Below are 26390 nucleotides of genomic sequence, written 5' to 3' on the forward strand. Positions count from 1 at the left end.
GCGGAGTCAGGCAGTGACCTCTGCGGGAGCCGAGACCGGAGGGCGGATGCCGGTCAGTTCTTCGGCTCGGTCGAGGAGGTGGGGCGCCAGCTCGGGGTAGAAGCCGCGGGCGACGGCCTGGAGGAGTTCGGCGATCGCAGCCAGCTGTCCGATACGGCCGGCGGGGGTGTCGAGGATCTGGGCGAAGTCGGCCCGGATGCGCTCGGCTACGGCGGGGACGAGGAGGCTGTGGGCGTGCAGAAGGCCAGGGTCGTAGCCGACGGGGACACGGCCCCAGCGTTCCCAGTCCAGGAAGGTCAGAGGCTGGCCGGTGATGTTGCCCCAGTGCAGGTCACCATGACCGGTGACCCGCTCGATCTTCGCGGGAACGGGAATGCCGAGGAACTGGGGGAAGGCCCGCTCGATCCAGGAGTTCCGGACGGTCTCCTTGGCCCCTTCCACCTGGGCCAGGCGGTCGAGGGACCGCTTCAGCAATCCCCACCACTGCTCCGGAAGAGCGGGATCCCGGGCCAGGTCAGCGCGTGTGGGTGAGACCACTGGGTGCCGTACGCGGTCGAGGACTTCAGACTGAAACGACCACGCCCCGTCCACCCAGTCGTGGATGCCGTGCAGCGCTGGCCGCGGCACGTCGCGAGGCACGAGGAGGGACGCGCCCACGGGGCCTTGCCCTGGTGTGCGTCCTGCGTTCTTCAAGTGGCCGCGGCTGACCCGAAGCCAGTAGTCGCCCGCGCCGCGCCCCAGGGTGAATCCGGCGAAGCCCCACACCGGGGAGCCCGTACAGGTGAGGCCCAGAGCTGTGGCCGCCCGCTCGTGCGCGGCCTCCATGACGGCTCGGATGTCCTCATCAGGTGGCGAGTTCATCGGTCACTCTCCTGAGGTGCTCGGGGGCGAGAGGCGAAGCGAGTGCCTTCACGGCATCGTTCCAGTGATCCCGATTCGTGGTGGACGTCAGCACGAAGTCCAGGGCGGGGCATGATGCGGCGGCCAGGACTCCAGCGGCGCCGGCCGACAGCCCGGGGCGGATCAGGTCCACCAGTTCGGGTGTCATCGCATCCAGCAGCTCGCCGCCGTGCAGCGGGGCGGAGCCGAACGTGATCAGCCCGGCCTCCTTCGCCTGCACCAGCGGACCGGCGCCGTTCAGGGACTGCGTGAGAGGGGCGTCATCGATCAGGCCGACGGGCATCTGCACCGCAATCAGGTGATGATCGGCCGAGCCCGCGGCCTCCCGGGCCAGCGCCAGCAGCTCAGGCACGCTGAACGCCCCCTCCTGCAGGCCCGACCAGGTGGCCACCCCGTAGCCGGGGATCTGGCCGTCGTGCGCCCGTTCCTCAAGGACGGTGAACGCTTCGCGGAGCCGCCAGTGCATCACCGGCCGGTCCACTCCGCGACCGGCCCGTTCCGGGTTGTGCACGAACATCAGGTCCACGCGGCCGAGGAGGGCAAGCGACTCTTCGACCTGATGGGCGATGAACGAAGGGTCGAGGCAATGGCCTGCGGAGACATCGTTTTCCGTGAGCAGGCCCCGGCTGAGAGCGGCTCGCCCCTGGCTGCGGGTGAAGAAGCCCGTCTTGGTCGCGACGAGCGGAGGGCTGGGGGCTTCCCGCAGGACCCTGCCGAGGTCATGGAGGGCCCGGCCGTCGCCGTAATTCGGCGCGGTGTCGATCCACGGGGTTCCCGCCTGCACCGCCATGCGCGCCGCTTCCGCCACGTCGCGGACCCTGTAGGTGCCCAGGGCGAGGGCGGCCGTCACAGCGCCGTCCCCACGACGGAGACGGCCTGGCCCTGGATCAGGACCCAGACCAGGTCAGCCACGTCCTTGACCTCCAGGCCGGCAACTGCGGCAAGATCCCCCAGCGTCGTCGGCTGGCCGAGCAGCAGCGTGCGAAGGACGGGCCCGGCGGACTCCGTGAAGTCCCAGGCCGTTCCCGCCGCCGAGAGCGTGAGGGTGCCGTGCCCGGCGTTCACGGTCGTACGGGCTCGTGGGGCGGTGAGCCGTACGGCGATCTCCGGATCGGCGGGGAGCCCGTCCACGTAGGGCAGGGACGGGACTGCGTGCCCGAGGTCGGTCGTGTCCGCAGACTCCGCCCAGTGCTCGATCAGGCGGGGATCGGCCAGCAAGTCGAGCACTTCGTGGCGCACGGCGGCGAGGAAGTGCGACTGCTCCGGAAGCGCGGCGAAGCGGGGGATGTCCGTGCGCAGGGGCAGGGTGGCCCGGAGCTGGTCCACGACCCAGAGCAAGAGGTCGGCGCCGGTGTGCGGAACCATCCCGAAGGTCAGGTGGAGGGATTCCGTGCCTTGGTCCGCGGTGACCGCGTGCCACCAGCCGCGCGGCAGATAGAGGACGTCACCGGCCGCGAGCACGATGTCCGCCACCGGGTCGCCCTCCGGCTGCTCGGGAGATTCGACGTCGCGGAAGGTGGGGGCCTGGCGTGTGGCCCCGTACAGGCGCCACCGTTTGGCGCCGTGGAGCTGGACTACGACGACGTCGTGGTCGTCCCAGTGGAGGCCGAAGCCTTCTCGCTCCGTCCATGACGCGTACGCGTTCGCCTGCACGGAGGTGCCCAGGAACCGTTCCAGTCCCTCGGCTGCTTCCCGCACTGCGGGGTGGATCTTCTCGACCGCGTCCAGGACCAGCGAGGCGCCGTCCTTGAGTTGGGTGTGCAGCTCGGCCGGCTGAATGCGGGACCAGGTCACCGCGCGCCGGTTGGTCGTGGGGACGGCGTACCGGTGCAGGGGGACCGTCTCACCGTCGGCGGACAGCCGGAGCCGGGGCGGCTCCAGACGCTGTGTGGCGATGATCTGGTTCAGGTCGTCCCAGGTGAACAGGCCGCCGACGTCGGCGGCGCCTGTGAAGTGCGCGTAGGAGCGGTGGTACGTCTGGGCGAGGAACGTGTCCCCGCCCAGACGCCCCGCCCACGAGGCTGCATCAAGCATCGTGGGCGGCCCCGTCAGTCGTTGCCGTCGGAACGGCCGCTACTGACGTCGGACTCCTGCTCGGCGCGGGTGCGCGCGGCGACAATCTTCCGCTTCGCGACGAGCAGGCCACCCCCTTCGGGGGCTACGGAGCCGGTGTTGTCTTCCACCATCGGTTTCCCTCTCTCCTTGGGGAACTCCCACCGGTGCCCGGTGGGAAGACTGAGGTCGGCGCGTTACGACGTGGCGTAGATGCCGGCGGCGTACAGGCACACGGAGCCGATCACCATTGCGGCGTACAGCGGCCCGGCGTACCGCCCGAACCGGCGGAGCGACCACCGGCCTAATCCCGTCACCGGAACCGGCTCGGAGTGGCGGGCACGGTACGGAGGGTCCGGGCTGGGGGTGCCGACAAGCCGGCGCAGCGGGGGCACTCGCAGGGCGGGAAGCGTCCGGGGGAGGACAGGATGACCATCGGGTCGCCGTCCCGGACACGGGTCGTCCCTGACCACGAGCGTCCAGAGTCCCGGGACACGCGGAGGGTCATCCGGACACGGTTCTCGGGCTCGGCATCCGGTGTGGGGGAGGCCCCGCCGAATCCGTCACCCTGACCGCTGTCGGCCGTTGCCATGTCCGCACCCTTCCGTCGTCCGTGCCCATGTCGTTCGCGACAACACCCAGGAAACAGCGCCGAGTCGGGAGCCTCCACGGCATACATGCGGCAGGCTTGACGCAGATCCGTGCACGCGAGCCGAGGGGCCGGGAGTCACGGGAAGGGGTCGTCATGGGACTGGCGGAACGGCGCAGGACCCTGGGCTACAGTCAGGAGAAGTTGGCCGAGTTACTTGGCGTGGACCGCACAACGGTCGGACGCTGGGAGAGCGGCAAGATCGCACCGCAGCCACCTCAGCGACCAGGGTTGGCCGCAGCCCTTGAAGTCAGCCTCCATGAGCTGGACGGCCTCCTGAGACCGCCAAGAGCCGGAAGCCAGGAGGCCACAGGGCAGAAGTCCAGTGACCCCCCGAGCGCGGGAGACCCCGACGAGATGATCCGCCGCGAATTCCTCCGCATCCTCACCGTCAGCGGTGCGCTGACCGCTTTGCCGTTCGATGAGGCAGAGGCCCTGGCCGACGGCGTGCGCAGGGGCAGCCCGGCAGACTTCGCCCGGATGAACAGCCACCTGTGGCAGGTCTACCAACTCGCACGGTCCAAGGGGTCCGTGTACCCGATCGTCCGCGATCAACTGGCCACACTGAACGAGGCCCTGGCCGGGGGCCGCCGGGGCAGTTCGCGCCCGCTCCTCGCCGCCGCAGCCGACCTCTTCCAGCTTGCGGGGGAAGTCGCGTACGACGCCAACCGGTACACCGACTCGGCGGCCTCGTACGCGCTCGCGGCATCCGTGAGCAAGGAAGCGGGGGCCTACGACCTGTGGGCCTGCTCCCTCGTACGGCACGCCTACGTGGACATGTCCGATCAGCGGTATCAGCAGGCGGCCGAGCTCCTCGGTGCGGCGCAACGCGTGGCGGCACGAGGGGACAAGAGCCTGTCCACCCGGCAGTGGGTGGCATCGGTGCAGGCAGAGGTCTGCGCCGGCCTCGGCGACCTGGAGGGATGCGAGCGGGCCCTCTGCCAGGCTGAGGAAGTCCAGAGCCTGTCGGAGGGCAGCACGAATGGTGGGTGGCTCCGCTTCGACGGCACACGGCTGGCGGAGGAGCGGGGAGCCCGGTACGTACAGCTCGGTCGCCTCGACCTGGCAGAGGACGCACTGAGGCGGGCGCTGAACCAGACCTCGCTGGCCGCCGGCCACTCGTACCGCCGCAGAGGAGCAGTCCTTGCCGACCTGGCCATAGTGGGCGCGAAGCGGCGGGATCCGGAGCAGGTGGTGGCGTATGCCCGCGAAGCCCTGGCTCTGGCCCACGCGTCGTCCTCCGGGTACGTCGCCCGTAGACTCCGAAACCTGTGCGACGAGTTCGGCCCCCTGCGACGGGACCACCGCGTAGCGGAGTTGGGGGCGGAGATCGCCACACTGAGGACGCCGTGATGAGAGGGGTTGGGATGTCGCAGACCGAAGGTGCACGACTGTTCCGCGAAGCCTGGATCGCGGGGGTGCATCAGCATTTTCCCGGCGAGCCGAAGGCCGGCTACGTGACCCCGTGGGCGGACACGCCGCAGTGGGAGCGGAAGGCCGCGGGCTCTGTGTATGAGCAGGTCCGTCAGTTCATCGAGATCAGCGGTGGCGCCACGTCCCGGCTGACCCGCGAGCAGAAGAGCCGCTTCGTCGCGACGTGCTGGACCGCCCAGATGTTCGAGCACTTCGAGGACCCGAAGCCAGGCTACGTGGCTGACTGGCCCGACCTCCCGTCGTGGCAGCAGGAGACCGATGCCGACATCTTCGAAGCCATCGAGAAGGCGCTGAGCTGACCGCCCTGACAGATTCCTAGGCCTTTGCGTGGACCGCCAGAGCCGAGAGTACGCGCTGGAATCGGCCTCGGCCCGCGAGATTGTGGGGGGCATCCCCCGCGTGCGCGGGGAGCAGGCCGCCACCGCCAGATTCCGCAGCCCGTGGGAGGGGTCATCCCCGCGTGCGCGGGGAGCAGCCCTCACCGCAATCGCTGTGTGACGCTCAGTGGGGGTCATCCCCGCGTGCGCGGGGAGCAGCCCTTGTACTTCTCCACGGCCCCCCAGCCCGCGGGGTCATCCCCGCGTGCGCGGGGAGCAGATGGGCAACGGCTGCACGAACACCGGGTCCGGGGGGTCATCCCCGCGTGCGCGGGGAGCAGCAGCTCGTCGTTCTCCTTCTTCAGCCGCGCCGGGTCATCCCCGCGTGCGCGGGGAGCAGCCGGTCCGGGTCCACCTGGCGATCAGGGTCCCGGGGTCATCCCCGCGTGCGCGGGGAGCAGGGCCGGTCAAGAGGCATGATCTGTATTGAGACGGGGTCATCCCCGCGTGCGCGGGGAGCAGTGCGCGGCAAGCTTGTCGTTCGCGGCCTCCACGGGGTCATCCCCGCGTGCGCGGGGAGCAGACACTCTCCAGCTCTGTACGGGTATAGCTCGCGGGGTCATCCCCGCGTGCGCGGGGAGCAGTAGAAGACCGTGTTCCCGTCGAAGTTGGCCTGGGGGTCATCCCCGCGTGCGCGGGGAGCAGTAGCTCTCGGTGGATTGGTGATCTCGGCGGGAGGGGTCATCCCCGCGTGCGCGGGGAGCAGTCGTTCTTCGGCGTCTCCCCCGAGTTCATCGAGGGGTCATCCCCGCGTGCGCGGGGAGCAGCTGGCCCTGCCGAGCGGCGCCTTCCAGCCGTTGGGGTCATCCCCGCGTGCGCGGGGAGCAGACCGGGACCAGTGAGCCACGTGAGACACGGGTGGGGTCATCCCCGCGTGCGCGGGGAGCAGGCTCGGTGACCTGCCACTTTAGGCGGGCCACCCTTCATTTTGAAACACTTACAGAGAATCGGGCTTATGGGGCATTTCTGCCAGCTCCGAAGTCCGTTGGGTAGAGCGGCCTCGGGGAACACCAGTACCGTGGGCATCGGCGAGAACGATCATGGTTGCCTGGCGCAGTCATCCACTTTGCTGCTGGGGTTCGCGCCCCAGATGTGCATGGTGCGGTACGTCGGGCTGTTCCTGGAGGGCCTGCTCGCGGTGCCGTGGCCGGTGGTCGAGCGCCTGGCCGTGCAGCTCGGCATCGGTGACCCGTCGGTGGTCAAGCGGTACACGGAGCGGCGGCAGGCCGGCAGCTTTACGTCCACGTGTGGGAGATCCGGGACGCCGCCTCCGTGCTACCGCCCTACGAGGACGGCCCGTGGAACCAGCGGTTCCGTACCTTCCCGCACGGGCGGGGCGTGGACGCACGCCAAGGGCCCGAAGGCGGTGTTCGACCCCGCGGTGGGCCGGCTGCGCCGCCACCTGGTGCTGCTGCCCGGGGTGAGCGGCCGGGAATCAGGAGGTGTGGGCGGGCCAGGGGGAGGAGTGCCGAGGTTCAGGGGGTATCGCCTTCCCAGAGGAAGGGGCCCCCGGGGTCGGCTTCGGAAGGTTTGTAGAAGGCTCGGCCGCCGGCTCCGAAGAGGCCTCGGTCGGTGATCAGGAGTGCTCCTACCTCGCGTTCCTGCGGGGACATCTCGGTGATGTCGTAGAGCTGGCCGTCCAGGGGGCCGCCGAGCAGGTTCACGTACACGCGTCCGGGCGACGGGCCGGCCCACTGGCCGTCGTCGCCGCAGTACACTCTCGCGTCCATCGTGGTCATCTCATTCGCCTGCCCTCCTTCGGGCTCTGCAAGCGGGTGAACTCGCTCACCCGCCCCAGGCGAGAGCCGCCTCGATGCTGTCGGCGACGTGGAACAGGGCGCGGGCCTGGGTGAGTTCCAGGACTCTTGCCAGGGATGTGGGCAGGGGGCCGACGAGGACCAGGTTGCTGTTGCGGCGGAGACGGAACATCTCGTTGAGCATGGAGGAGTCGGCGAACGTGACGCGGCTGATGTCCAGGACGATGCGCCGGATGTCCGGATCATCGATGGCTGCCGCGCCGGCCTCTTCCACGGCGGCCAGGGTTCGCTGGTCGAATTCACCGGCGCAGACGATGACGCGTGCTCCGTCGTTGCGGTCCGGGAGCGCCAGGACCTGCTGCGCTTCCGGTGTCTTCTCCTTGGCGTCGGGCCTGGGGCCGCTGCCGGCGAGGAGTCCGGCCCGGTTCAGTTCGTGGACGATGATCCAGGCCAGGTCGTCGGGATTGGGGTCGTCGGGGTGAACCGCAGCGAGGTATGCAGCAATTCGGATGGCGACCAGGTGCGCTGTCTCTGCATCACTCATGCGTGCCCGTCTGCTGTTCTTCGCTTGTCACGAACGCCGGCCCGAGTTGGGGCCAAGGGTGGCGTTACGTCGTGTCCGTGGTCTTCAGGCGCTGGGTGGCGGTGATGGTTTTGCCTCCCTCAGGGAGGGGGGTGATGTCGACGCGTTCGGCGAGGAGCTGGATGAGGGGCCATCCGTAGCCACCGGGACGGCCCCGGGCCCTGGGGTGGGACGAGGGGTGGGCGGGGTTCGCGTCGCTGACGGCCACGCGCAGGGAGTCGTCGATGACGGTGGCGTGGAAGTGGGAGATGCCGCCGCCGTGGCGAATGGCGTTGGTGACCAGTTCCGAGGTGATCAGAAGAGCGTCTGCGGCGGGGACGCTGTCGGGGCTGATGCCCGCGCGCGTGAGGAGCTCGGTGACCCGGTGACGGGCGGATGCCGCCGTGGCGACGGTCGGCCGGGCACCGTTCCCGGTGCGCTCCGGCCGGGGGATGCTGTCTGCTGCCACGGGCGGTTCCACTCTCTATCGCCTGCCCTTGGTGGTGGTGGCCATGCGCTGTGCCGAGTCGGTTCGGGCGTAGGTGACGGTGGTCAGCATGACATTGCGTCCTGCAGGCTGTCCGCCCAGCGGAACACGGGCGCGAGGTTGGTGACCTGGAACAAGCGGCGTACCCCGAGCTGCAGCGGGCCTGCCAGGACGAGCGTGGTTCCTGCGGCGGTATGGGCTTGCAGGGCTTCGAACAGGGCGTGGAGGGCGGAGGAGTCCGCGAAGCCCACCCCCGACAGGTCGACCACCGTGCGCGCGGATCCGCATGCCACGGCATCGGCAAGGGCGCGGGCGAGGTCAGGGGAGCCGTCATCGTCCAGGTCTCCGCGGACCGAAATGATGGTCATGCCCTCAGGTGTGCACTCGCTGACCACCGTCTTGCCTTCATCTCCGATCATCCGGACATCTTCCCGTATCCCGCACCCGCATCCCTCCATGGGACTGCCCGAGGTGCATGGGGTCGACGCCTATCACCACGTGACAGGCCGTGCAGCCGATGTGGTGCTTGGGGTGTCCAGGTTGCGGGACGGCGCAGGACGCGGTACGCAGGACGCATTGCGCAGGGCGCGGTTGCCATGAGGGTGCCCCATAGAGGATGGTTGCCGGAAGGCAAGCAATCTTCTTCGAGACTATGAGGTGAGGGGTTCGCGCAGCGGGCCTCAACGATGTGGTGAATCCCACCCAGGAAGCGGCCCCTCCGGTGCGCGCGCCGTGGAGTGAGGCCCCCTACCCCGTGCTTGTGGCCGACGACCAGGGAAATCTGGTGCTGGTCAACGAGGTTGCCGGTCTGCTTTTCCCTCAAGCCCGCGTGGGGGCGCCGGTCGTGGGCACGGTGCCCGCATGGCTGTCCGAAGCCCATGCCCGCTGTCTTGCGCCGGCAGCGGCCCGGCCTTCGACAGCCGCAGCAGGCGCCGTCGTGCAGGGTCCGGTCGGCGATCGTTCGTTCGAAGCGCATCCCACGTGCCGCGAGGACGGGACGGTGGTGTGGTGGCTCGTCGACGACACCGACCACCGTCTGGCCCGCGAGGCCCTGCGCATGGAGCGGGAGCGCACGGCCTTCCTGGGGGAGGCGTCGAATGTGCTGCTGTCCTCGCTGAATCTGGAGCGGTGCATGGACGTCACGGCGCAGATGGCCGCGGAGCACCTGGCCGACGCGGCTGTGGTCATTGCGCCCTCACGCGGTCGTGAACTGCCCATCGTGTCCTGCGTGCGCGGCGGGATGCCGCTGGCGTCGCGGGTTGCCGCGCAGCCCGAGGCCGTAGCGGGGCTGGCGGAGGCGCTGCAGGGGTTCCCGCCCGTCCCGTCGCGCTGGATCGACCCTGTCACCGCCCCGGCGTGGCTGGTCCCGGAGGGGTTCGGCACGGTGGGATCGATAGTGATCACACCGCTGCCCGGCCACGGCGTCCCGGCGGGAGCACTGGTCCTGCTGCGCCGTGCGGGCGGTAGCGGATTCACCGAGGGCGAGGAGGTTTTCGCCCGTCTCTTCGCCGCCAGGGCGGGCGCCGCCATGTCAGCCGCGCGCCTGTACGCGGAGCAGGCGTCGATCAGCGAGACGCTGATGCGGGCCCTGCTCCCGCCGTCCCTGCAGCAGGTGGCGGGGGTCGAGTACGCGGGCGGCTACCGGCCCTCGCTGGACCACGAGCGGATCGGCGGGGACTTCTACGACGTCCATCCCGCCGCCGTGGCGGGCGACGCTTCGCTGGTCATCCTCGGCGACGTCTGCGGCAAGGGCCTGGAAGCGGCCGTGATGACGGGAAAGATCCGTAACACCCTGCACGCACTGCTGCCCATGGCCGATGACCACCCGCGGATGCTGAACCTGCTGAACACCGCCCTGCTGAACACGCACAACGCGCGCTTCGCGACCCTGGTCCTGGCCTCCGCGGTCCGCGAGGGAGGCTCCGTCAAGCTGCGGCTGACCAGTGCCGGCCATCCCGCTCCGCTGATCCTGCGCTCCGACGGCGCCGTGGAGGAAGCCGCGACCTACGGCACGCTGGTCGGAGCGCTGCCGGCCGTGACCGCCGAGACGGCGGAGGTGACGCTCGCCCCGGGCGAGACCTGCGTGCTCTACACCGACGGGATCACCGAGGCCAGAGGCGGACCGCTGGGCGGGGACATGTTCGGTGACGCGCGGCTGCAGCGCGTGCTTGCGCAGTGCGCGGGGATGCCGGCGGAAGCGGTGGTGGAGCGCGTGCAGATGCTCGCCTCCGAGTGGGTCGGCAGCGGCCGTCACGACGACATGGCCGTCGTTGCGATCTCCGCGCCCCGAACCAACCACCTCAGTGCGGTGGACGGGCACACGAGGGGCAGGTTCACAGCGTGATAGCGCACGTGACAAGCACAGAACCTCTGGTCGCACGGCTGTGGGACGCGGCCCTGGCGGGCGACGAGCGGGCCGCGGTCGCCGTGGTCCGCCAGGCCCTGGACGACGGGGCCACACCGCAGGACGTCTTCTTGGACGTGATCGCCCGGGTGCAGGGCCGCGTCGGTGAACAATGGGCCGCCAACCGGATCAGCGTCGCGCAGGAGCACGCCGCGACCGCGATCAATGAGCGTGCCATGGCCGTCGTCGCCGAACATCCTGCCTCCCGTACGGAGCAGTCGCGCGGGCGGGTCGTGGTCGCCTGCGTGGACGGGGAGTGGCACGGGCTGCCGGCCCGCCTCCTGGCCGAGGTCCTGAAACTGCGGGGCTGGCACGTCGACCACCTCGGGGCCCACGTCCCCACGCCGCACCTCATCGCGTACATCCACCGCACCGGACCCGACCTCGTCGCCCTGTCCAGTTCCATGCCCACCCGGCTGCCGACCGCCCACGCGACGATCACCGCGTGTCAAGCGGCCGGGACGCCGGTCCTCGTCGGCGGAGCCGCGTTCGGGCCGCACGGCGAGTACGCCCCCCTGCTGGGCGCGGACGCGTGGGCGCCGGACGCCCGCTCGGCCGCCGACCTTCTCGAACACCGGCCGCTGCCGCGCCCGCGGCCGGACCACCAGCCCATCGATGACCTGCCGCACCTGGCGGACCAGGAGTACACCTACGTCACCCGCAGCCGACCCCAGCTCGTACGGGCCGTCTTCACCGGACTGGAGAACAGATATCCGGCGATGAGCGGCTACAACGAGGCACAGCGAGAGCGCATGGCCGAGGACCTGGCCCACATCGTGGACTTCCTCTCCGCCGCCCTCTACACCGGGGACGCCGAGCTGTTCTCCCGCTTCCTCCTGTGGACCTCGGGCATCCTCGAAGCCCGAGGCGTCCCAGGGCAGAGTCTGCCGCCGACGCTGGACCTCCTCGCAGGTGAGCTGAAGGACTTCCCCCGCGCCACCGGCATGCTCCGGCTCGCCGTCCAGCGCCTGACCAGTACCCCTCTCACCGTTGGCGGAGCCGCCGAATGATCCCCGCACCCGAGCCGCTACGCCTCACCAGCACGGAAACGGCCGGCGCCGCGCGCATCGAGCTGCACGGCAACTTCGACCACCAGGACGCCCACCGCCTCCTGGACACCGTCACCGAAGTCCTCGCCGGGCCGGGCCGGCTGCGTCATCTGCACGTGGACTGCACGGGCATGGCCGACGTCGACTCCAGCGGACTGTCGGCCCTGCTGATGACCCGCCGGCGCGCGGACGCCGCGGGCGTACGCCTGCACCTGGAGGGGCGTCCGCCGGTGCTGGAGCGGATGCTGCAGGTCACCGGCACCCTCAGCTACCTCACCAGCCCGCATGCCGGTCTCGCACGGAGGGAATACACATGTCCGTACCGGCCTTCGGGCCCAGCAGCGCCGCCCCGGACCCCGCACGCCCGGTCGGCGTCGAACTGGACGCCCCACGCTCGGTCGGCGTCGACCCGGACGCCGCACGCTCGGTCAGCGACATCGCCGAGATCCTCGACGTCATCTACGAGAACGCGCGCCAAGCGGCTACAGCATCACCGGTCTCCACCACGCAGCTGCGCCTGATGTTCCTCCTCGACCGCCAGCCCGGGATCCGCATGAGCGCCCTGGCCCAGCTCCTCGGTGCCGCAGCCCCCTCCGTGACCCGGCTGTGCGACCGCTTGGAGGCCACCGGATTCCTGCGCCGCCATCCCGGCCCCGGGGACGGCCGCGAGCTCACCCCCCGGCTCACCCCGGCCGGGGAGAGACACCTCGCCCAGATACGGCACAAGCGCCAGCAGACGCTCGCCCAAGCCCTCGACACCATGAGCGCCGATACCCGGCAAGCACTCGCCACCGGGCTGGCAGCGCTCCAGCAGGGCATCACCGCGACCACCGGCTCCTCCCGACAGGACAACCCCGCCGCCTGACGGCACCCCGGGCAACCGCTTGCAACACGTCCTCCGTACGACGACGGGCAGCACGCGCGCGGGGGTGTCGTACCCGGGACGTACAGCTGTCTGCCATCGGTGAACGCCGACCCGATCGGGCGCAAAGGTCATTACCGTCGAGACGCATGACAACGATCACGACGCGCACGGTCGAGTATCCGGCCGACGGTTTGACCATGATCGGGCACCTCGCGCTCCCGGCCGGCGCCGACCGCCGGCCCGCGGTGCTCATCGGGCCAGAGGGCACGGGGCTCAGCGACGTCGAGCGCCGCCGGGCCGATGCCCTCGCGGAGCTGGGATACGTAGCGCTGGCCTTCGACCTTCACGGTGGGCGCTATCTGGGGGACCCCGAGGAGATGCTGGCCCGCTGCATGCCGCTGCTCGCCGACCCCGACCGGATGCGGGGCATCGGCCACGCGGCGCTCGGCGTGCTGCGCACCGAACCGCGAACCGACCCCGACCGGATGGCCGCCGTCGGCTACGGCACCGGGGGCGCCGTCGCGCTGGAACTCGGGCGTGACGGCGTCGACCTGCGCGCGATCGCGACGGTCAACGGGCTGATCACGGGCCGGCCGGGCGAGGCGGCGCACATCCGCTGCCCGGTATGGGCCGGGGTCGGATCGGAAGACCCGATCATGGCGCCCGCCCAACGGGACGCGTTCACCGCAGAGATGCAGGCCGCGGGCGTCGACTGGCGCCTCGTGGTCTACGGCGGAGCCCTGCACGCCTTCCACCATCCATCGGTCGACCACACCGTGCGTCCCGGCGTCGGCTACCACCCACAGCACGCACAGCGAGCCTGGCAAGACGTCGTCGCCCTGCTCGCCGAGTGCCTGCCCGTCACGGACTGATCCGACCGGCTCCCCGTACAGCAGCCGGCTCGAGGCGTCCTCAGGCCGGCTCGTCGTCGATCACGCGCTCGACTCCGGGTCTGCCCCTCGAACTTGAAGGGGCTACCTGGAGCGCTGTGCGCGGACGCGGCGTACGTGCTTCACCGTCACCGCCGCCGGGAGACCCGTCAGGAGCAGGGACAGCCCCACCGGGAGCACTCCCGTCCACACCGCTGGCGAGACGTACGCCGTGCTGGACGTACCGTCCGCCAGCCACGCACGGACGGGCTGCGAACGGATGTCGCCCTCGACGGAGACCTCGAACGACGAGCCGCCGCCGTCCGGGGTGAAGGCACCCGAGCAGGACCTCGACGTTCCCGCATTGGCCACGGTGTTGTCGTACGTCCGGCAGTCGGCTCCGGTCACGGTCCCGGGCCTGCCCCACAGCGCCGCCCGCAGCTCATCGGTGAAGTTCGTCAGCACGACGTACGCCAGAAGCAACCCGACCAGACAGGACAGCGCCAGCCACGGCGCGGGTCCGACCGGCTCCGGTTGCCCGTCCAGAACGTCCCCACCCTCGCTCATCCCCACCTCGGATCGTCGACGGACTTCCATGGTGGCCGATCCGAAGCACCCCCGGAAGCCTTCCACGGCGTGGTGGTGGGCTCGCACGACCGTCAAGCCGACCGACACCAGCCGGGTGGGGAGGAAGTGCCGGACCGGGCTGATGGCACCGGTGTGGGTTTCGTTGTGCTCGATGGAATCTGCCGGGTCGCGGGCGGATCCGGTCCGACCGGTTGCTTCGTCTTCTGTGTGGTGAGTGGGAGACCCCGCGTTGTCTTCTGGACCGGATGACGTCCCTTCGGACCCGGCGGTGGCGGGACTCCTGGGCGGTCAGCTGCCGGGCCGGCACCCGGCTCAGGTCCCGGGGAGGATGCGGCGCGTTTCGTAGGCCCACATCGCGATCTCGACCCGGTTGCGGGCGCCGAGTTTGGCCATCAGGCTGGCCAGATGCGTTTTCACCGTGCTGAGGCTGATGTGCAGTGCATCGGCGATCTCGGTGTTGGTCAGCCCGCGGGCCACGGCGAGGAGCACCTGCTCCTCGCGGGCGGTGACGGGGGAGACCGGCTGGACCGCGGGCCGGCCGGCGGGCAGGTCCGCGAATGCCTGGAGCAGACGGACGGTGACGCTGGGCGCGATGAGCGCCTCGCCGTCGGACGCCGACCGTACGGCCTGCGCCAGAAGGTCCGGTCCCGTGTCCTTGAGGAGGAAGCCGCGGGCGCCGGCACGCAGTGAGCCGTAGACGTACTCGTCGAGGTCGAACGTGGTGATGACGACCACGGCCAGCGGGTCGGCGACGCCCGGGCCGGCGACCAGCCGGGTGGCCTCCAGCCCGTCGAGTACGGGCATGCGGATGTCGAACAGACAGACGTCGGGACGCAGTTCGCGGGCCAGGGACACTGCCTGCCGCCCGTCGGCGGCCTCGCCGACCACCTCGATGCCGGGCTGGGCGTTCAGCATGATCCGCAACCCGGTGCGGATGATCGTCTGGTCGTCAGCGACGAGGACGCGAATGGCCACGCTCGCTCCTCGCTCTCGGCAGTTCGGCTTCGACATACCAGCCCCGGTCGGTGCCCGGGCCGGCTCGTAGTGTGCCGCCGAGCAGGGATGCGCGCTCGCGCAGTCCGGTAAGTCCGTATCCGTCGCGGCCTCGGCCGGGGCGTTGGCCGTTGTCGCGCACGCTCACCCGTACCGTGTGCCGTTCCGCGGTGACCCGGACGACGACCTCGGTCGCGCTGGCCGCATGGCGCATCGCGTTGGTCACCGACTCCTGCACGATGCGGTAGACGGCAGCGTCCAAGGCCGGGGGCAGCGAGTCCAGCTCGCCGTCGAGCCCCAGGTCGACCTTGAGGCGACCGTCCGGTGTGCGCACCAAGCGGTCCAGATCCGCGACTCCGGCAGGCGGCGCCAGCTCGGCGCCGACCCCGCGGTCGCGCAGCGCGGCGACCATGGCGCGCATTTCCTCCAGCGTGCGCGCTCCTTCCTCCTCGATTCCCTCCAGCGCCTCGACGGCGGCGGACGGGTCGGTGCCCGCGACCACCCGGCCCGCCTGGGCGATGATCACCATGGCGGAGACGTGGTGGGCCACCGTGTCGTGCAGTTCCCGGGCGAGCCGCTCGCGCTCGCGTGAGCGCACCTGCTCCAACTGCCGCTCGCGTGCGGTCACCCGGAACCGCACGGCAGCGCCGGCCACGCCGGGCAGCAGCAGGAAGACGAGGCCCCCGACCTCTTCGACGACCGGGGTCTCGTACGTGAAGGTCGCCAGGGTGCAGGTTGCGAGGATCACCGCGCTGCCGAGCACGATCTCGCGTCCCGATCCCCATCGGGGCAGCGCGTACACCAGCACGAGTACGACCGCGCCGGTGTCCAGGCCGGCCGGCTCGCGCGGTGCAGCGACGAGCGAGGCCACTTGAAGCAGGATCACCGAGCCGAACGCCAGATTGACCATCGCCAGTGGGCGGGTCCGGCGCCACAAGAGCAGCAGGCACAGCCATACGGCGACCACCACCGCCACCGGCCGCCATACGACGTTCTCGCGCAGGGTGGCCTCCAGCACCACAGCGCCCAGGCACACGGCGAGCAGCGCCCAGTCCCGCCGTACCCGGGCGGGCGCGCCGGGCGGCCGGGGTTCGGTCCACAGGGTTCGCAGGTCGTCTCGTAGCACGGTTCTCAGACTAGGGACGGCGGCGTGCCGCGCATCGGCCGAAAGGACGGGACGTCACTCCGCCCTGGGGCTGACGGATCCGCGGCCCGCGGGCCGATGCCGCGGAGCGCCGTGGCGACGAGCCTCGGCATGGCGGCCGTACAAGGACGGCCGACGAGGTGGTTGGAGGACCCGATGCTCTCGAAAGCCCTGTTGCGCCTTGGCGCCAGCGCAGCCCGCCATCCCTGGCGGGTGATCGCGGCATGGCTGATCGCCGCCACGCTTGCCGTCCTCGCCGCAACGGCCTTCGGCGGGCGGACCGCGGACTCGATGACCGCTCCGGGGCTGGACTCCCAACGGGCCGCCGAACTGATCGAGCGGGCCGGCACCGGCCAGGAGGGGATGACCGCCCAAGTGGTCGTCACCCCCCTCGACGGCGGTGCGACGTTCTTCCACGACGACGGCGCGCGCACCGCTCTCACGCAGCTGCAGACCGAGGTGCAGCGGCTGCCGCACGTGCTCGGCACGAGCGACCCGGCGGGGGCGCTCGGCGCGGGCGGGGACACCGCCGTGCGCGGCGGCCTCGTTTCGGCCGACGGACGGATCGCGGTCGTCCGGGTGCAGTATCCCGACCAGAGCCGGCTGTCGGCCGAAGACCTCGACGCCCTCGTCGATCTCGGTGATCGGCTGCGCGCCGAGCTGCCGCTGCGCATCGAGATGGGCGGGAACCTCTTCTACGCCTTCTCCGACCCCAACGGCGGCGTCAGCGAGCTGATCGGCATCCTCGCCGCGGCCGCGATCCTGTTCCTGGCGTTCGGTTCGCTCGTCGCCGCCGCGCTGCCGATCGGCATGGCGGTCTTCGGGCTGACCATCGGGGTCGCCACGATGACGGTACTGGCGGGGGTGACGGACGTCCCGGCCTTCGCCCCCGTCCTGGGCAGCATGGTCGGGCTCGGAGTGGGCATCGACTACGCGCTGTTCGTGCTCGCCAGGCACCGGGAGTACCTTGCGCGCGGGCTCGATCCGCAGGCGGCGGCGGGGCGCGCGGTGGCCACGGCGGGGAGGCCTGTGGTCTTCGCCGGCGGTGTCGTCGTCGTATCGATCCTCGGCCTGGCGGTCGCGAACGTGCCGTTCATGACGGTGGGCGGGCTCGCCGTCTCGATCGTCGTTCTGATCATGGTGGTCGCGTCGGTGACGCTCCTGCCGGCCTTCCTCGGCGCCGCCGGCCCGCGCCTGGCCCGGGCCGGCCGGATCGGCCGGGCTCTGCAGACCAGGAAGCCGGGCCGACTCGCACCGCGGCGGGACGCGGTGGCGGGCGCCGCTCCCGCCGCCGGCTGGCGGCGCTGGATCGGGCACGTCTGCCGGCACCCGGTGCTGTACGCGATCGGCGCGGCGGGGCTGCTGCTGACCGCGACGCTGCCCGTGCTCGGCCTGCGCGTCGGCCTGCCCGACGACGGCTCGATGCCCCCCAGCCGTACCGAGCGCCGCGCCTACGACCTCGTCGCCGAGGGGTTCGGCCCGGGCACCAACGGTCCCCTCGTCATCGCCGCGGACCCCGCCGGTGATCCGGGAGTGCTGGACCGACTCGTCGGGGCGGTCGCGGCGGATCCGGGCATCGGAGCCGTCGCGCCGACGCACATCGACCGGGCCACCGGCATCGCGACCCTCGTGGTCTTCCCGACCACCAGCCCGCAGGACAAGGCCACCGCCGACACCATCGCCCGGCTGCGCACCGCCGTGCTGCCCGCGGCGATCGGGCACGGCCCGGCCAGGGCCCACGTCGGCGGCGCCACCGCGAGCCTGTCCGATGTGGGCCAACGCACCAGCCAACGCCTGCCGGTGCTCGTCGCCGCCGTGCTGGCGATGTCGTTCCTGCTGCTGATGCTGGTCTTCCGCTCGGTACTCGTACCGCTCAAGGCGGTACTGCTGAACCTGCTGAGCATCGGCGCGGCCTACGGCATCATGGTCGCGGTCTTCCAGTGGGGCTGGGGAGGCGCGCTCATCGGGCTGGAAGCGACGGTTCCGATCGTGTCGTTCATCCCGATGTTCCTCTTCGCCATCCTGTTCGGCCTGTCGATGGACTACGAGGTGTTCCTCCTCTCCCGCGTACGCGAGGAGTACCTGCGCACCGGCGACAACGGCACGGCGATCGTCGAGGGCGTCTCGGGCACCGCCCGGATCATCACCTCGGCCGCCCTCATCATGGTGGCGGTCTTCCTGTCCTTCACCGTCGCCGAGGACCCCTCCACCAAAATGTTCGGGCTCGGCCTGGCCACCGCGATCTTCATCGACGCCACCGTCGTACGCATGGTGCTGGTACCGGCGACCATGACACTTCTCGGCCGGACCAACTGGTGGCTGCCGAAGTGGCTGGACCGGATGCTTCCCCGCGGCCCGATCGGCACCGACGCGGAATCCACGGGTGAGCCCCCCTCGTCCGCGGCTGGTTGACCGTTGAATCCTTGAAGGGGTGTGACCCGGATACGTATACGCCAGGAACCCGCCAGAGCTTGATCTCGGCTTGCTGAGTGCCTGACGCTGTCGGGGATCTTGGCGATGACGGTCGGCCATGGCCTCGACCTCTCAGTCTCCAAGATCCCCTGCCTCGTCACCCGCGATCAGCTCTGCGTCTCCTCGCGGCGTCCCATAGCGGCCGCATCGGGTACGAGGAGCAGCTTGCCGGTGGTACGCCGAGCCTCCAGATCGCTGTGGGCCCGGGCAGCCTCGGACAATGCGTAGCGGCCCGTTACGGTGACCTCAAGCGCCTTCGAGCGCACCCACTCGAACACATCGGCGGCCCGGCGGAGCAGTTCGGACCGATCGGCGACGAAGTCCCCGAGGCTGGGCCGGATCAGGGTCAGAGAACCGCCGTGCGCGAGCCGAATCGGATCAAACGGCGGCACGGCACCGCTTGCCGCGCCGAAGAGCACGAGATGGCCGCGGGGTCGCAGGCTGGCGAGGCTCGCATCGAAGGTGTGCGCGCCGACGCCGTCGAAGACAACCGGCAGTCCCTGACCGCCGTTGAGCCGCCTCACCTCGGCTGCGAGATCGTCGACTGCGGAGGAAAGGATCACCTCGGCGGCCCCGGCGCGCTTCGCCAGCTCGGCCTTCGCCGTGGTCGACGTCGTGCCGATCACCCTGCCGCCGAGATGGGTGATGAGCTGGGTCAACAGCAGCCCCATGCCGCCAGCAGCCGCATGTACGAGCACCGTGTCGCCCCCCTGAACCGGGTAGGCGTCCTTGACGAGATAGTGCGCGGTCATGCCTTGGAGGAGCACGGCGGCGGCAGTCTCGAAGCCGATGTCGTCGGGCAGCGGCACCAGCCGGGAGGAGTCCACGACGGCCCGCTCGGCATACGTGCCGGGAATCTCCACCCAGCCGACCCGGTCCCCGACTGCGACGTCAGCGACGCCGGGTCCCACTTCGACGACCGTGCCGGCGCCCTCAGCGCCCGGGGTGAAGGGCAGCGGGAGGCTGTACCGGCCTTCGCGGTGGTAGACGTCGAGGAAGTTGACCCCGGATGCGGCGACCTCCACGACCGCCTCGCCCGGACCCGGCCGCGGCTGGTCCACCTCGGCCTCCTGCAGCACCTCGGGACCGCCTACTTCGTACACCTGAATCGCTCGCATGGCACTCCAATAACGGCTCTCATCTCTCACCCCGACCAACCCCGTTGATGGCGATCCGATTCCCGGCAAGCAGACCAGCCCGCCGCTTCCGCACCGCCGTACGGCCACCCGCCACAACCGGCGTAGCCTCCGACAGCTCCACCGCGCGGCGCACGCGGTACTCGCCCCGGCGACCCGGAGCTCGGGCTCCTCGATCCGCGGTGAACAGCCGCCCAGGAGAGGAAACAAGCAGCACAAGCGGGCCTTCTTCCTCGCGGCATCGCGGGCCTACTACGACAAGAAGAGCGCCCGGGGCAAGCACCACACCCAGGCCCTGCTCTGCCTCGCCGGACGCCGGGCCGACGTCCTGTTCGCGATGCTCCGCGACGGAACCTTCGACGAGCCCCAACCGGCTGCGGCCAGGTGAGGAGTCCAGACCGCTCGGTCAGTCCTCCGGACGAAGCCGCTGACGAGCGGCCTCAAGCCGCTGGTCATAGTCAGGCGCGAACAGCTCGGGAAGCGCCTTGTCGAGCGTTCCGGCGATCCGATGGATCGGCGCCCAGACCGCCGGATCATCGACGACGCGGCTGAGGTCCGTCATCTGGAGCTTCTCCAGCCAGTGCGACAGCACCAGTGCCTCGTCACTCGTGAGCTTGATCGGACCTGGCTGTCACTCATGCACACCCCTACGGCCCGGTCCGCCCTCGACCGCACGAACCACTGGCCTTGGAACTTGACCGAACACACGGACACCTCACGTGTCTCACGTGTCTCACGCGTCAAGTCGTCGGGTCGGGCTCTTCGAACAAGGCGCGGTCGTAGAGCCGGTGGTGCCACTCGTTGGCGTCCGGGACCGGCTTGGCGTTGAGAGCCGGGTTCGGGCCGGTCTCGATGAGGTGGAGGAGCGTCCATGCGACCCCGTAGCAGTCGTCGGGGCCGAGGCAGCGGACGAGGGCGGCTGCTTCCTCGCCCGTCACAGGCTTGGTGATCGCTTCGAGCTGGGTGCCGCGCCGGTCGATCTCTTCTTCCGCGGCGTCCCAGTCGGGCAGCGGCGGACCGTCGGCGACGAAGGTCTGGACTTCTCGTCTCATGCCGCGAACATCAGTGCTCTGCGTGGCCCGGACTAGGCTTTCCTGGCAGGTAAGGGCACGTTCTTCGTGAGACTTGGCGCAGTGGGGAAGGCCTCTCGCTCGACGCGCTGGACCACTGGGTACGACCGGATCTGAACGCCAGGCCCGGGGCACACAAGGAGCTACGACGCCTCCATATGCTCATCCCATGACGCATCCTCGTTGGGGACTCCAGTTCCACTGGTGGGCAGTAGATCCGTTCGACCGAGTCGGGCTGTTCTACTCTGCGTTCGGACCGGTGCCCTCGGCAGCAAACGCCCATGTACAGGCCCTGGACGAGGCGACGGCCTGGGCCAAGACGCGGCACCCGGAGTGGTTCGATGCGGGGTGTGCGGAACATGACTGTCCCCAGCACTGCATCATCGAGCTGGCACGGGCGCCGTACCTGTTCACCTGGGACGAGGAGCACGACGACCGCTACAGCCGATACGGCGTGCCCACACAACCGCTATTGCTCTCCGAGCTGCCTGAGGCACTGGCTGCTGCCGTGCGGCTCGTAGAAGTCGACTTCTCCTTCGACCAGGCCGCGCGGATCGACCTGGGATATTCGACAGGCCGAGAGGCCATCTCGGCCTCGCCGCTCACTCCCTGGACGTACTGCCAACGGCAACCGGACGGGCGGGAGCCGGACACCGTCGGAGACCTTGGCGCCTCGTAGAGCTGTACGAGTTCCACGTCTCCCACGTCCCCGCCGCACTCGGCGACCTCCCTCCCCGCCACCTGCACGTCCGCGACGCCGGGCAACAGCTGCGGCACCCGGTGCGCTCGGGTCTTGCCACGGTTCGTACGCGAGGTGCACTGGCCCTGAGCCCTCACGAGTTCAGGGCCGGGATCCCCGCGGCTGCCGGGGGGCAGCTCTTGATCTTGCTCACGATCAGGGAACCGATGGGGTCATCCCCGCATGTGCGGGGAGCAGCGGTGGCCCAGCCCATGAGCAGTCGAGCAGCGTCGTTCGCCAGGGGGGCATCCCCGCGTGCGCGGGGAGCAGCTGGGCACCCCGAAGGTTCTTGCGAACGAGAGGGGGTCATCCCCGCGTGCGCGGGGAGCAGGCCGCCCGGCTCGGCGCCGACTCCCTGACCGGGGGGTCATCCCCGCGTGCGCGGGGAGCAGGCTCGGTGAGCTGCCACTTTAGATGGGGCACGCTTCATTTTGAAGCACTTGCAGAGAATCGGGCTTGTCGGGCATTTCAGCCAGTTCCGAACTCTGGTGGGTAGGGCCAGGGCTGTTCGGCCTCAGGACTGGTAGGCGCGCATGTTGAGGTGTCGCGTATTCGTCAGCCGAGGCGTGTGCATGGTCCGATGAGATGACCGACAGTGATCCGGGAGTCTCGTTCTCTGCTGTTGGACCTCGTCTTGTGAATGCGAGCTTCCGCTTACTCCAGATCGAGAGCTGCCAAGCGGGGCAGTCGGCGGGTCATTTCGTCGTGGTCATCGAAATCGAAGTTCCAGGTGGGGTCCAGCTCCCGGTAGCGGATGGTGGGTGGGCTCGCTGGGAGCTGATCACCGGTCGCCGAGATGTTGGCGAGCCGGCCTGCGAGTGCGCTCACCCGGCATCGACCGGGTGAGGACGCCGAGTGTGAGCAGAGCGAGCGCCGGCAGCACGGCGACGATGATTCCCATCGGCAAGGCGTCGGTGGCGCCACCCGCGCCGGCCAGCGGAGCAAGTGCCCCGCCGATCATGAACTGGCTGAAGCCGAGCAGAGCGGCGGCCGACCCGGCGTGTCCGCCGTGGTCGGCCAGGGCCTGGGCCGCGGCGTTCGGCATGACGAGGCCCACGCTGGAGACCAGGACGAACAGGCCGATCAGGAGCGCGGGCAGGGGTGCCCGTGTCAGCACCGCGCCCAGGACCGTGGTGCCACCGGCCGTCGCGCCCAGCAGACCGGCGAGCAGCAGCACGCGGGCGCCGGCCCGGGCCACCAGCCGGCCGCTGATCTGGGCGGCCGCAATGAGTCCGGCGGCGTTGACGGCGAACACGGCGCTGTACTGCTGCGGTGACAGGCCGTGGATCTCCTGCAGGACGAACGGCGAGCCGGAGATGTAGGCGAACATCGCCGCGAAGACCAGGCCGTTGGCCAGGACGTACCCGGTGAAGACCCGGTCGCTGAGCAGCTGCCCGACGACAGCCGGCAGCGGCTGGCGTGACGCGGAGGACCGGGTCTCCGGCAGTCCTGCGGCGGAGGCCGCCAGCATCAGTGCGCCGAGTACGGCCAGGGCCACGAAGATCCCCGGCCAGGCCGTGACGCGCAGTAGCTGGCCGCCGAGGACCGGCGCGAGCACCGGCGCCAGGCCGGTGATCAAGGTCAGTGCGGAGAAGAGACGTGCGGTGCGGGTTCCGGAAGTGCGGTCGCGGACCATGGCATTGGCGATGACGATGCCGAACGCCCCGCCGATGCCCTGGAGCAGGCGTAGGCCGACGAAGGTCCGGACGTCGGGCGCCACCGCGCAGAGCGCGCTGGCGATCGTGTAGAGGGCGAGGCCCGCCAGCAACGGACGCCGCCGGCCGTAGGTGTCGCTCAGCGGCCCGGCGATCAGCTGCCCGATGGCCAGCCCGGCCAGGCAGGCGGTGAGGGTGAGCTGGGTGGCCGCGGCGCTGGCGCGCAGGTCGCCGGCGAGGTCCGGCAGTCCGGGCAGGTAGCCGTCGATGGACAGTGGTCCCAGGGCCGCGAGCGCTGCGAGCAGGACGATGAATCGGGTTTGCCGGCCGGCGGCGTCGTTGCCCATGGCTCAGTACGCCACGGTGATGCGGCGGCGGATCGCGGTGCCGCTCTCGATCGTGTCGGCCAAGGCGATCGCGTAGTCGGCGTACGAGATGCGGCTGTTGCCGTCGTCGTCGGTGAGCAGGGTGTCCCCGGCGCTGCGGTAGGCCCCGGTCCGCTCGCCCGCTCCGATGACCGCGGCGGGCGACACGTACGTCCAGTCGAGGTCGTGCACGCCGCGGTAGAGGTCGAGCGCTTCGGACTGGGCCTCGGCGTTGGCCTTCCACAGCGCGGGGAAGGCCGGGTCGTCCATGACCCGGGCGCCGGTCGGCGTGCGCAGGCTACCGGCACCGCCGATGGTGACCAGGCGGGTGACGCCGGCTCGGCGGAGTCCGTCGATCAGCGCACGGGCGGCACCGACGATCGTGGCGCGGTCGTTCTCCTGGCCGATCCGGGGGCCGACGGCCGACAGTACGGCGTCGTGGGAGGCTGCGAGGCCGGCGACCGCCGCGGGGTCGGTGACGTCACCGGTGGTCACGGTCAGGGCCTTGTGCCCCAGTCCGTCGATGTGGCCGGCTCGGGTGACCGCGGTGACGGTGTGGCCGCGACGCAGTAGTTCCTCGGTGGTGGGCCGGCCGATGTTGCCGCTGGCACCGAACAGGACGATCTTCATGTGTTGCTCCTTGTTTCTGATGGTCACAGGACGGGCTGGCCGTCGGCGACGATGGCCGCGGTGATGCCGCGCTCGTCGGCGGCGTGCTGGAAGCGCTGCTCGATGTCGGGTTGTTCGGTGTAGAACGGCGGGTTGTGGAACAGGCCGTAGTGCATGGCGCAGACGGTGCCGGCGCCGAGTGCGACGGCGGCCTCGACGCCCTGCTCGGGGGTCATGGTCGCCGGGACGTTGGCCGCGTAGCCCTCGAAGTGGGCGATGACGCCGTTGACCGGGACGAACGCGACGTCGAACGGGCCGTGGTCGCGGGCGATCTGCCACCAGCTGCCGTGCCACTGGGTGTCGCCGCAGTGGATGACCCGCCGGCCGGCGCCTTCGACGACCCAGGCGACCTGGTCACAGTCGTTGCCGCGCCAGTCCAGCGAGGTCACCGGGGTGACGGTCAGCTCTCCGATGCGGCGTGACTGGCCCAGGTCCTGGGCGACGGGGGAAATGCCCGCCTCGCGCAGCGCGGCCGCGCTGGGGGTGTGGCAGCCGATCGTGCCGGTGGCCGCGATCCGGGCGATCAGGTCGTGGTCGTAGTGGTCGGGGTGCAGGTGGGTGATGAGGGCGTGGGTGCCGGGCGGGGCATCGACCGGGTCGACCGGCCGGTGCGGAGGCCCCATCACCGGCGCCAGTGGAGCGACGTTCTCGAGCGGGTCGATCAGCAGGCGGGTGTCGCCGAGACGGATCTCGACGCCGGCCCAGGCCAGCCGACGCACGGAAAGGGTGGGGGTCATGGGCAGCGACGCTAGACCGACCTTGTTGAGAAAGTCAACAAGAGAGTTTTGAATCTCAACACCACGATGTAGGGTGGTGGCATGCGCACCTACGGGCAGTACTGCGGCGTCGCGAAATCGCTGGACGTCATCGGCGACCGATGGACCCTGCTGATCGTCCGTGAACTGCTCGCCCTGGGTCCGTGCCGGCACACCGACCTGCGCAACGGGCTGCCCGGGATCGCCAGCAACCTGCTGGTCGACCGGCTCCGCGAACTCGAGGCAGCCGGCCTGATCCACCGCGAGGCCGCCCCGCCGCCGGTGGCCACCACCCTGTTCTCCCTCACCGAGCGTGGCCGCGAGCTCGAGCCGGTGCTGCAGGAACTGAGCCGGTGGGGCGTACCGCTGTTGCGTGAGCCGGGCGGCAGTGACACCTTCCGCACCCACTGGCTGGACATGCCCGCCCGGGCACTGACCGACCACCGCCCCGACCAGCCGGCCATCGCCCTGCAACTGCACGCCGACGGCAACGAAGACCTGGTCATCGAAGTCAAGGACGGCTCGGTACACACACACGCCGGCCGGGTCGACCACCCCACCGCGTCACTGACCGGACCGCCGCACCTGCTGGCTGCGACCCTGCTCGGCGACCTCGATCTGAACGCCGCAGAACAGCAAGGCCTGCGGCTCAGCGGCGAACGCGAGGCAGTACTGCGCATCCTGCCCCGCTGATCGACCGGCCGCTCGCGACCTGCGAAACCGAAGCTTATTCAGCGGGAACTCGCAGGTCGGTCCGTGTGTATCAACCGGGTGAAGCCGTGGGTTCGGCGGGAACTGTGGGGTGGGCCGCGAGGCGGCGGGCTTCCGCCGTGACCTCGGCATCGACCTGAGCCAGTGCTTCGTCGCCGTCTTCGAGCATGCCGTACTCGTCATCGAGCTCGACGAGCCGCTCAGCCAGGGGCAGCTCGTGCCCGTAGCGCCGGTGAATCCGGAAAGTGAGCTCCCAAGGTTTCAGCTCGCCGGCGAGCATGCGCCGTGCGAGCGCTCGCACGGCAGCTTCTTGGCCAGCCTCACTGCCAACCGGATGGAGGGTGAGGCCGAGTTCTGCGAGTGCCGGGGGAAGCAGGTCGTGGACGTCGTAGTTCGCCTCGGCGCGCGTGCAGGCGGCGAGGATTCGAAGGTTGGGGGTGTCGAGTCCGGCGACGAGCGCGTCGCAGGCGGAATCGACCACCTCGCTCGCACTGATCTCCCCCACCCTCCAGAGGGCAGCATGGTCCTGTAGAGCGATTGCTGCTGCTTCGGTCGACGTCACACGCTCATGATTCCCTTCACGGTGCGTCCCGGTCGAGCACATTTCAGCGAAGGTGCTGTTCAGCGGCCTGTTCCAGCAGGGCTTGTGCGGAATCCGCGTAACGCATCGCGGTCTTCTCGCCGAGCC

27 protein-coding genes, 3 pseudogenes and 1 CRISPR repeat array are annotated in these 26390 nt (G+C 70.3%); of the genes and pseudogenes, 12 read left to right on the forward strand and 18 right to left on the reverse strand.

The window, feature by feature from the left end:
* Positions 1-6: 6 nt before the first annotated feature.
* From IO30_RS0114945 to IO30_RS45960, 4 genes are read right to left on the reverse strand one after another with little or no spacing between them, the layout of a single operon-like run.
* Positions 7-861 (reverse strand): hypothetical protein, encoded by an 855-nt coding sequence (locus IO30_RS0114945; protein WP_031143129.1) that lies wholly within the window; start codon positions 859-861, stop codon positions 7-9.
* Positions 845-1750: an aldo/keto reductase gene (locus IO30_RS0114950; RefSeq protein ID WP_031143131.1), complete on the reverse strand. Its 906-nt coding sequence runs from the start codon at positions 1748-1750 to the stop codon at positions 845-847. Before IO30_RS0114950 ends, IO30_RS0114945 begins: the two co-directional genes overlap by 17 nt.
* Positions 1747-2934, reverse strand: a complete 1188-nt coding sequence (locus IO30_RS0114955; RefSeq protein WP_031143133.1) for a cupin domain-containing protein — start codon at positions 2932-2934, stop codon at positions 1747-1749. Before IO30_RS0114955 ends, IO30_RS0114950 begins: the two co-directional genes overlap by 4 nt.
* A 14-nt stretch (positions 2935-2948) precedes the next feature.
* Positions 2949-3086, reverse strand: coding sequence for a hypothetical protein (locus IO30_RS45960; protein WP_167347263.1), 138 nt, complete (start codon positions 3084-3086; stop codon positions 2949-2951).
* A gap of 611 nt (positions 3087-3697) precedes the next feature.
* On the opposite strand from IO30_RS45960, the gene IO30_RS0114970 reads away from it, so the two are divergent.
* From IO30_RS0114970 to IO30_RS47865, 3 genes and pseudogenes are all read left to right on the forward strand, one after another.
* On the forward strand, positions 3698-4954 hold the full coding sequence (locus IO30_RS0114970) for a helix-turn-helix transcriptional regulator (protein WP_031143138.1): 1257 nt from the start codon (positions 3698-3700) through the stop codon (positions 4952-4954).
* A 14-nt stretch (positions 4955-4968) separates the two neighbouring features.
* Complete coding sequence (locus IO30_RS0114975) at positions 4969-5334, forward strand: hypothetical protein (protein WP_031143140.1); 366 nt, start codon at positions 4969-4971, stop codon at positions 5332-5334.
* A gap of 86 nt (positions 5335-5420) precedes the next feature.
* Positions 5421-6301: direct repeats of the CRISPR family, unit length 29 nt; unit sequence GGGGTCATCCCCGCGTGCGCGGGGAGCAG.
* A gap of 183 nt (positions 6302-6484) precedes the next feature.
* Positions 6485-6838: pseudogene (locus IO30_RS47865) on the forward strand (DUF4158 domain-containing protein); the annotation flags it as partial.
* A gap of 49 nt (positions 6839-6887) precedes the next feature.
* Here the strand turns inward: IO30_RS47865 and IO30_RS0114980 are convergent.
* The 4 genes from IO30_RS0114980 to IO30_RS0114995 all read right to left on the reverse strand — a co-directional run bounded on the left by IO30_RS0114980 (position 6888) and on the right by IO30_RS0114995 (position 8637).
* Entirely contained in the window at positions 6888-7142 is a 255-nt protein-coding gene (locus IO30_RS0114980) for a hypothetical protein (RefSeq protein WP_031143141.1), read from the reverse strand.
* Between the two features lie 55 nt (positions 7143-7197).
* The gene (locus IO30_RS41950) at positions 7198-7713 is read right to left on the reverse strand and encodes an STAS domain-containing protein (RefSeq protein ID WP_051902289.1); all 516 of its coding nucleotides are present in this window, start codon (positions 7711-7713) and stop codon (positions 7198-7200) included.
* 64 nt (positions 7714-7777) lie between these two features.
* Positions 7778-8200 carry an ATP-binding protein gene (locus IO30_RS0114990; protein WP_237403544.1) on the reverse strand — a complete coding sequence of 141 codons (423 nt, stop codon included), beginning with the start codon at positions 8198-8200 and terminating at the stop codon, positions 7778-7780.
* An 83-nt stretch (positions 8201-8283) separates the two neighbouring features.
* Positions 8284-8637, reverse strand: coding sequence for an STAS domain-containing protein (locus tag IO30_RS0114995; protein WP_031143144.1), 354 nt, complete (start codon positions 8635-8637; stop codon positions 8284-8286).
* A gap of 302 nt (positions 8638-8939) precedes the next feature.
* On the opposite strand from IO30_RS0114995, the gene IO30_RS0115000 reads away from it, so the two are divergent.
* From IO30_RS0115000 to IO30_RS0115020, 5 genes are all read left to right on the forward strand, one after another.
* Positions 8940-10562, forward strand: a complete 1623-nt coding sequence (locus IO30_RS0115000) for a PP2C family protein-serine/threonine phosphatase (protein ID WP_373316558.1) — start codon at positions 8940-8942, stop codon at positions 10560-10562.
* Entirely contained in the window at positions 10562-11632 is a 1071-nt protein-coding gene (locus IO30_RS0115005; protein WP_373316560.1) for a cobalamin B12-binding domain-containing protein, read from the forward strand. Before IO30_RS0115000 ends, IO30_RS0115005 begins: the two co-directional genes overlap by 1 nt.
* Positions 11629-12192, forward strand: a complete 564-nt coding sequence (locus tag IO30_RS47000) for an STAS domain-containing protein (RefSeq protein ID WP_078904705.1) — start codon at positions 11629-11631, stop codon at positions 12190-12192. Before IO30_RS0115005 ends, IO30_RS47000 begins: the two co-directional genes overlap by 4 nt.
* A complete protein-coding gene (locus tag IO30_RS0115015) occupies positions 12108-12536 on the forward strand; it encodes a MarR family winged helix-turn-helix transcriptional regulator (protein ID WP_107066894.1) in 429 nt (142 codons plus the stop codon). The genes IO30_RS47000 and IO30_RS0115015 overlap by 85 nt, the downstream gene beginning before the upstream one ends.
* Positions 12537-12682: 146 nt before the next feature.
* A complete protein-coding gene (locus IO30_RS0115020; RefSeq protein WP_031143151.1) occupies positions 12683-13408 on the forward strand; it encodes a dienelactone hydrolase family protein in 726 nt (241 codons plus the stop codon).
* A gap of 102 nt (positions 13409-13510) precedes the next feature.
* Here the strand turns inward: IO30_RS0115020 and IO30_RS0115025 are convergent, their stop codons facing one another.
* The 3 genes from IO30_RS0115025 to IO30_RS0115035 all read right to left on the reverse strand — a co-directional run bounded on the left by IO30_RS0115025 (position 13511) and on the right by IO30_RS0115035 (position 16112).
* The gene (locus IO30_RS0115025) at positions 13511-13972 is read right to left on the reverse strand and encodes a hypothetical protein (protein WP_031143153.1); all 462 of its coding nucleotides are present in this window, start codon (positions 13970-13972) and stop codon (positions 13511-13513) included.
* 333 nt (positions 13973-14305) lie between these two features.
* Positions 14306-14968, reverse strand: a complete 663-nt coding sequence (locus IO30_RS0115030; protein ID WP_031143155.1) for a response regulator — start codon at positions 14966-14968, stop codon at positions 14306-14308.
* On the reverse strand, positions 14943-16112 hold the full coding sequence (locus tag IO30_RS0115035) for a sensor histidine kinase (RefSeq protein WP_031143157.1): 1170 nt from the start codon (positions 16110-16112) through the stop codon (positions 14943-14945). The genes IO30_RS0115030 and IO30_RS0115035 overlap by 26 nt, the downstream gene beginning before the upstream one ends.
* A 174-nt stretch (positions 16113-16286) precedes the next feature.
* On the opposite strand from IO30_RS0115035, the gene IO30_RS0115040 reads away from it, so the two are divergent.
* Complete coding sequence (locus tag IO30_RS0115040) at positions 16287-18542, forward strand: MMPL family transporter (protein ID WP_051902293.1); 2256 nt, start codon at positions 16287-16289, stop codon at positions 18540-18542.
* A gap of 167 nt (positions 18543-18709) precedes the next feature.
* On the opposite strand, the gene IO30_RS0115045 is transcribed toward IO30_RS0115040, so the two are convergent.
* Positions 18710-19720 carry a quinone oxidoreductase family protein gene (locus tag IO30_RS0115045; protein ID WP_031143161.1) on the reverse strand — a complete coding sequence of 337 codons (1011 nt, stop codon included), beginning with the start codon at positions 19718-19720 and terminating at the stop codon, positions 18710-18712.
* Positions 19721-19859: 139 nt separating this feature from the next.
* On the opposite strand from IO30_RS0115045, the pseudogene IO30_RS43540 reads away from it, so the two are divergent.
* Positions 19860-20126, forward strand: a pseudogene (locus IO30_RS43540) (transposase); the annotation flags it as partial.
* 18 nt (positions 20127-20144) lie between these two features.
* Here IO30_RS43540 and IO30_RS0115050 read toward each other — a convergent pair.
* A pseudogene (locus IO30_RS0115050) lies at positions 20145-20377 on the reverse strand (hypothetical protein).
* Between the two features lie 101 nt (positions 20378-20478).
* Entirely contained in the window at positions 20479-20790 is a 312-nt protein-coding gene (locus IO30_RS0115055; RefSeq protein ID WP_031143165.1) for a hypothetical protein, read from the reverse strand.
* A gap of 187 nt (positions 20791-20977) precedes the next feature.
* Between IO30_RS0115055 and IO30_RS0115060 the strand changes: the two genes are divergently transcribed.
* Entirely contained in the window at positions 20978-21487 is a 510-nt protein-coding gene (locus IO30_RS0115060) for a hypothetical protein (RefSeq protein WP_031143167.1), read from the forward strand.
* 841 nt (positions 21488-22328) lie between these two features.
* On the opposite strand, the gene IO30_RS0115065 is transcribed toward IO30_RS0115060, so the two are convergent.
* From IO30_RS0115065 to IO30_RS0115075, 3 genes are read right to left on the reverse strand one after another with little or no spacing between them, the layout of a single operon-like run.
* Entirely contained in the window at positions 22329-23549 is a 1221-nt protein-coding gene (locus tag IO30_RS0115065) for a multidrug effflux MFS transporter (protein ID WP_051902295.1), read from the reverse strand.
* Positions 23550-23552: 3 nt separating this feature from the next.
* Entirely contained in the window at positions 23553-24197 is a 645-nt protein-coding gene (locus IO30_RS44650) for an NAD(P)-dependent oxidoreductase (RefSeq protein ID WP_031143171.1), read from the reverse strand.
* Between the two features lie 23 nt (positions 24198-24220).
* Positions 24221-24973 (reverse strand): MBL fold metallo-hydrolase, encoded by a 753-nt coding sequence (locus tag IO30_RS0115075; protein WP_031143172.1) that lies wholly within the window; start codon positions 24971-24973, stop codon positions 24221-24223.
* Positions 24974-25054: 81 nt separating this feature from the next.
* Between IO30_RS0115075 and IO30_RS0115080 the strand changes: the two genes are divergently transcribed.
* On the forward strand, positions 25055-25684 hold the full coding sequence (locus tag IO30_RS0115080; protein WP_031143173.1) for a winged helix-turn-helix transcriptional regulator: 630 nt from the start codon (positions 25055-25057) through the stop codon (positions 25682-25684).
* A 70-nt stretch (positions 25685-25754) separates the two neighbouring features.
* On the opposite strand, the gene IO30_RS43545 is transcribed toward IO30_RS0115080, so the two are convergent.
* A complete protein-coding gene (locus tag IO30_RS43545) occupies positions 25755-26264 on the reverse strand; it encodes a hypothetical protein (protein WP_078904707.1) in 510 nt (169 codons plus the stop codon).
* Between the last annotated feature and the right edge of the window lie 126 nt (positions 26265-26390).

It is taken from the genome of Streptomyces xanthophaeus, assembly GCF_000725805.1.
GTDB classification, from domain to species: Bacteria; Actinomycetota; Actinomycetes; order Streptomycetales; family Streptomycetaceae; genus Streptomyces; species Streptomyces xanthophaeus.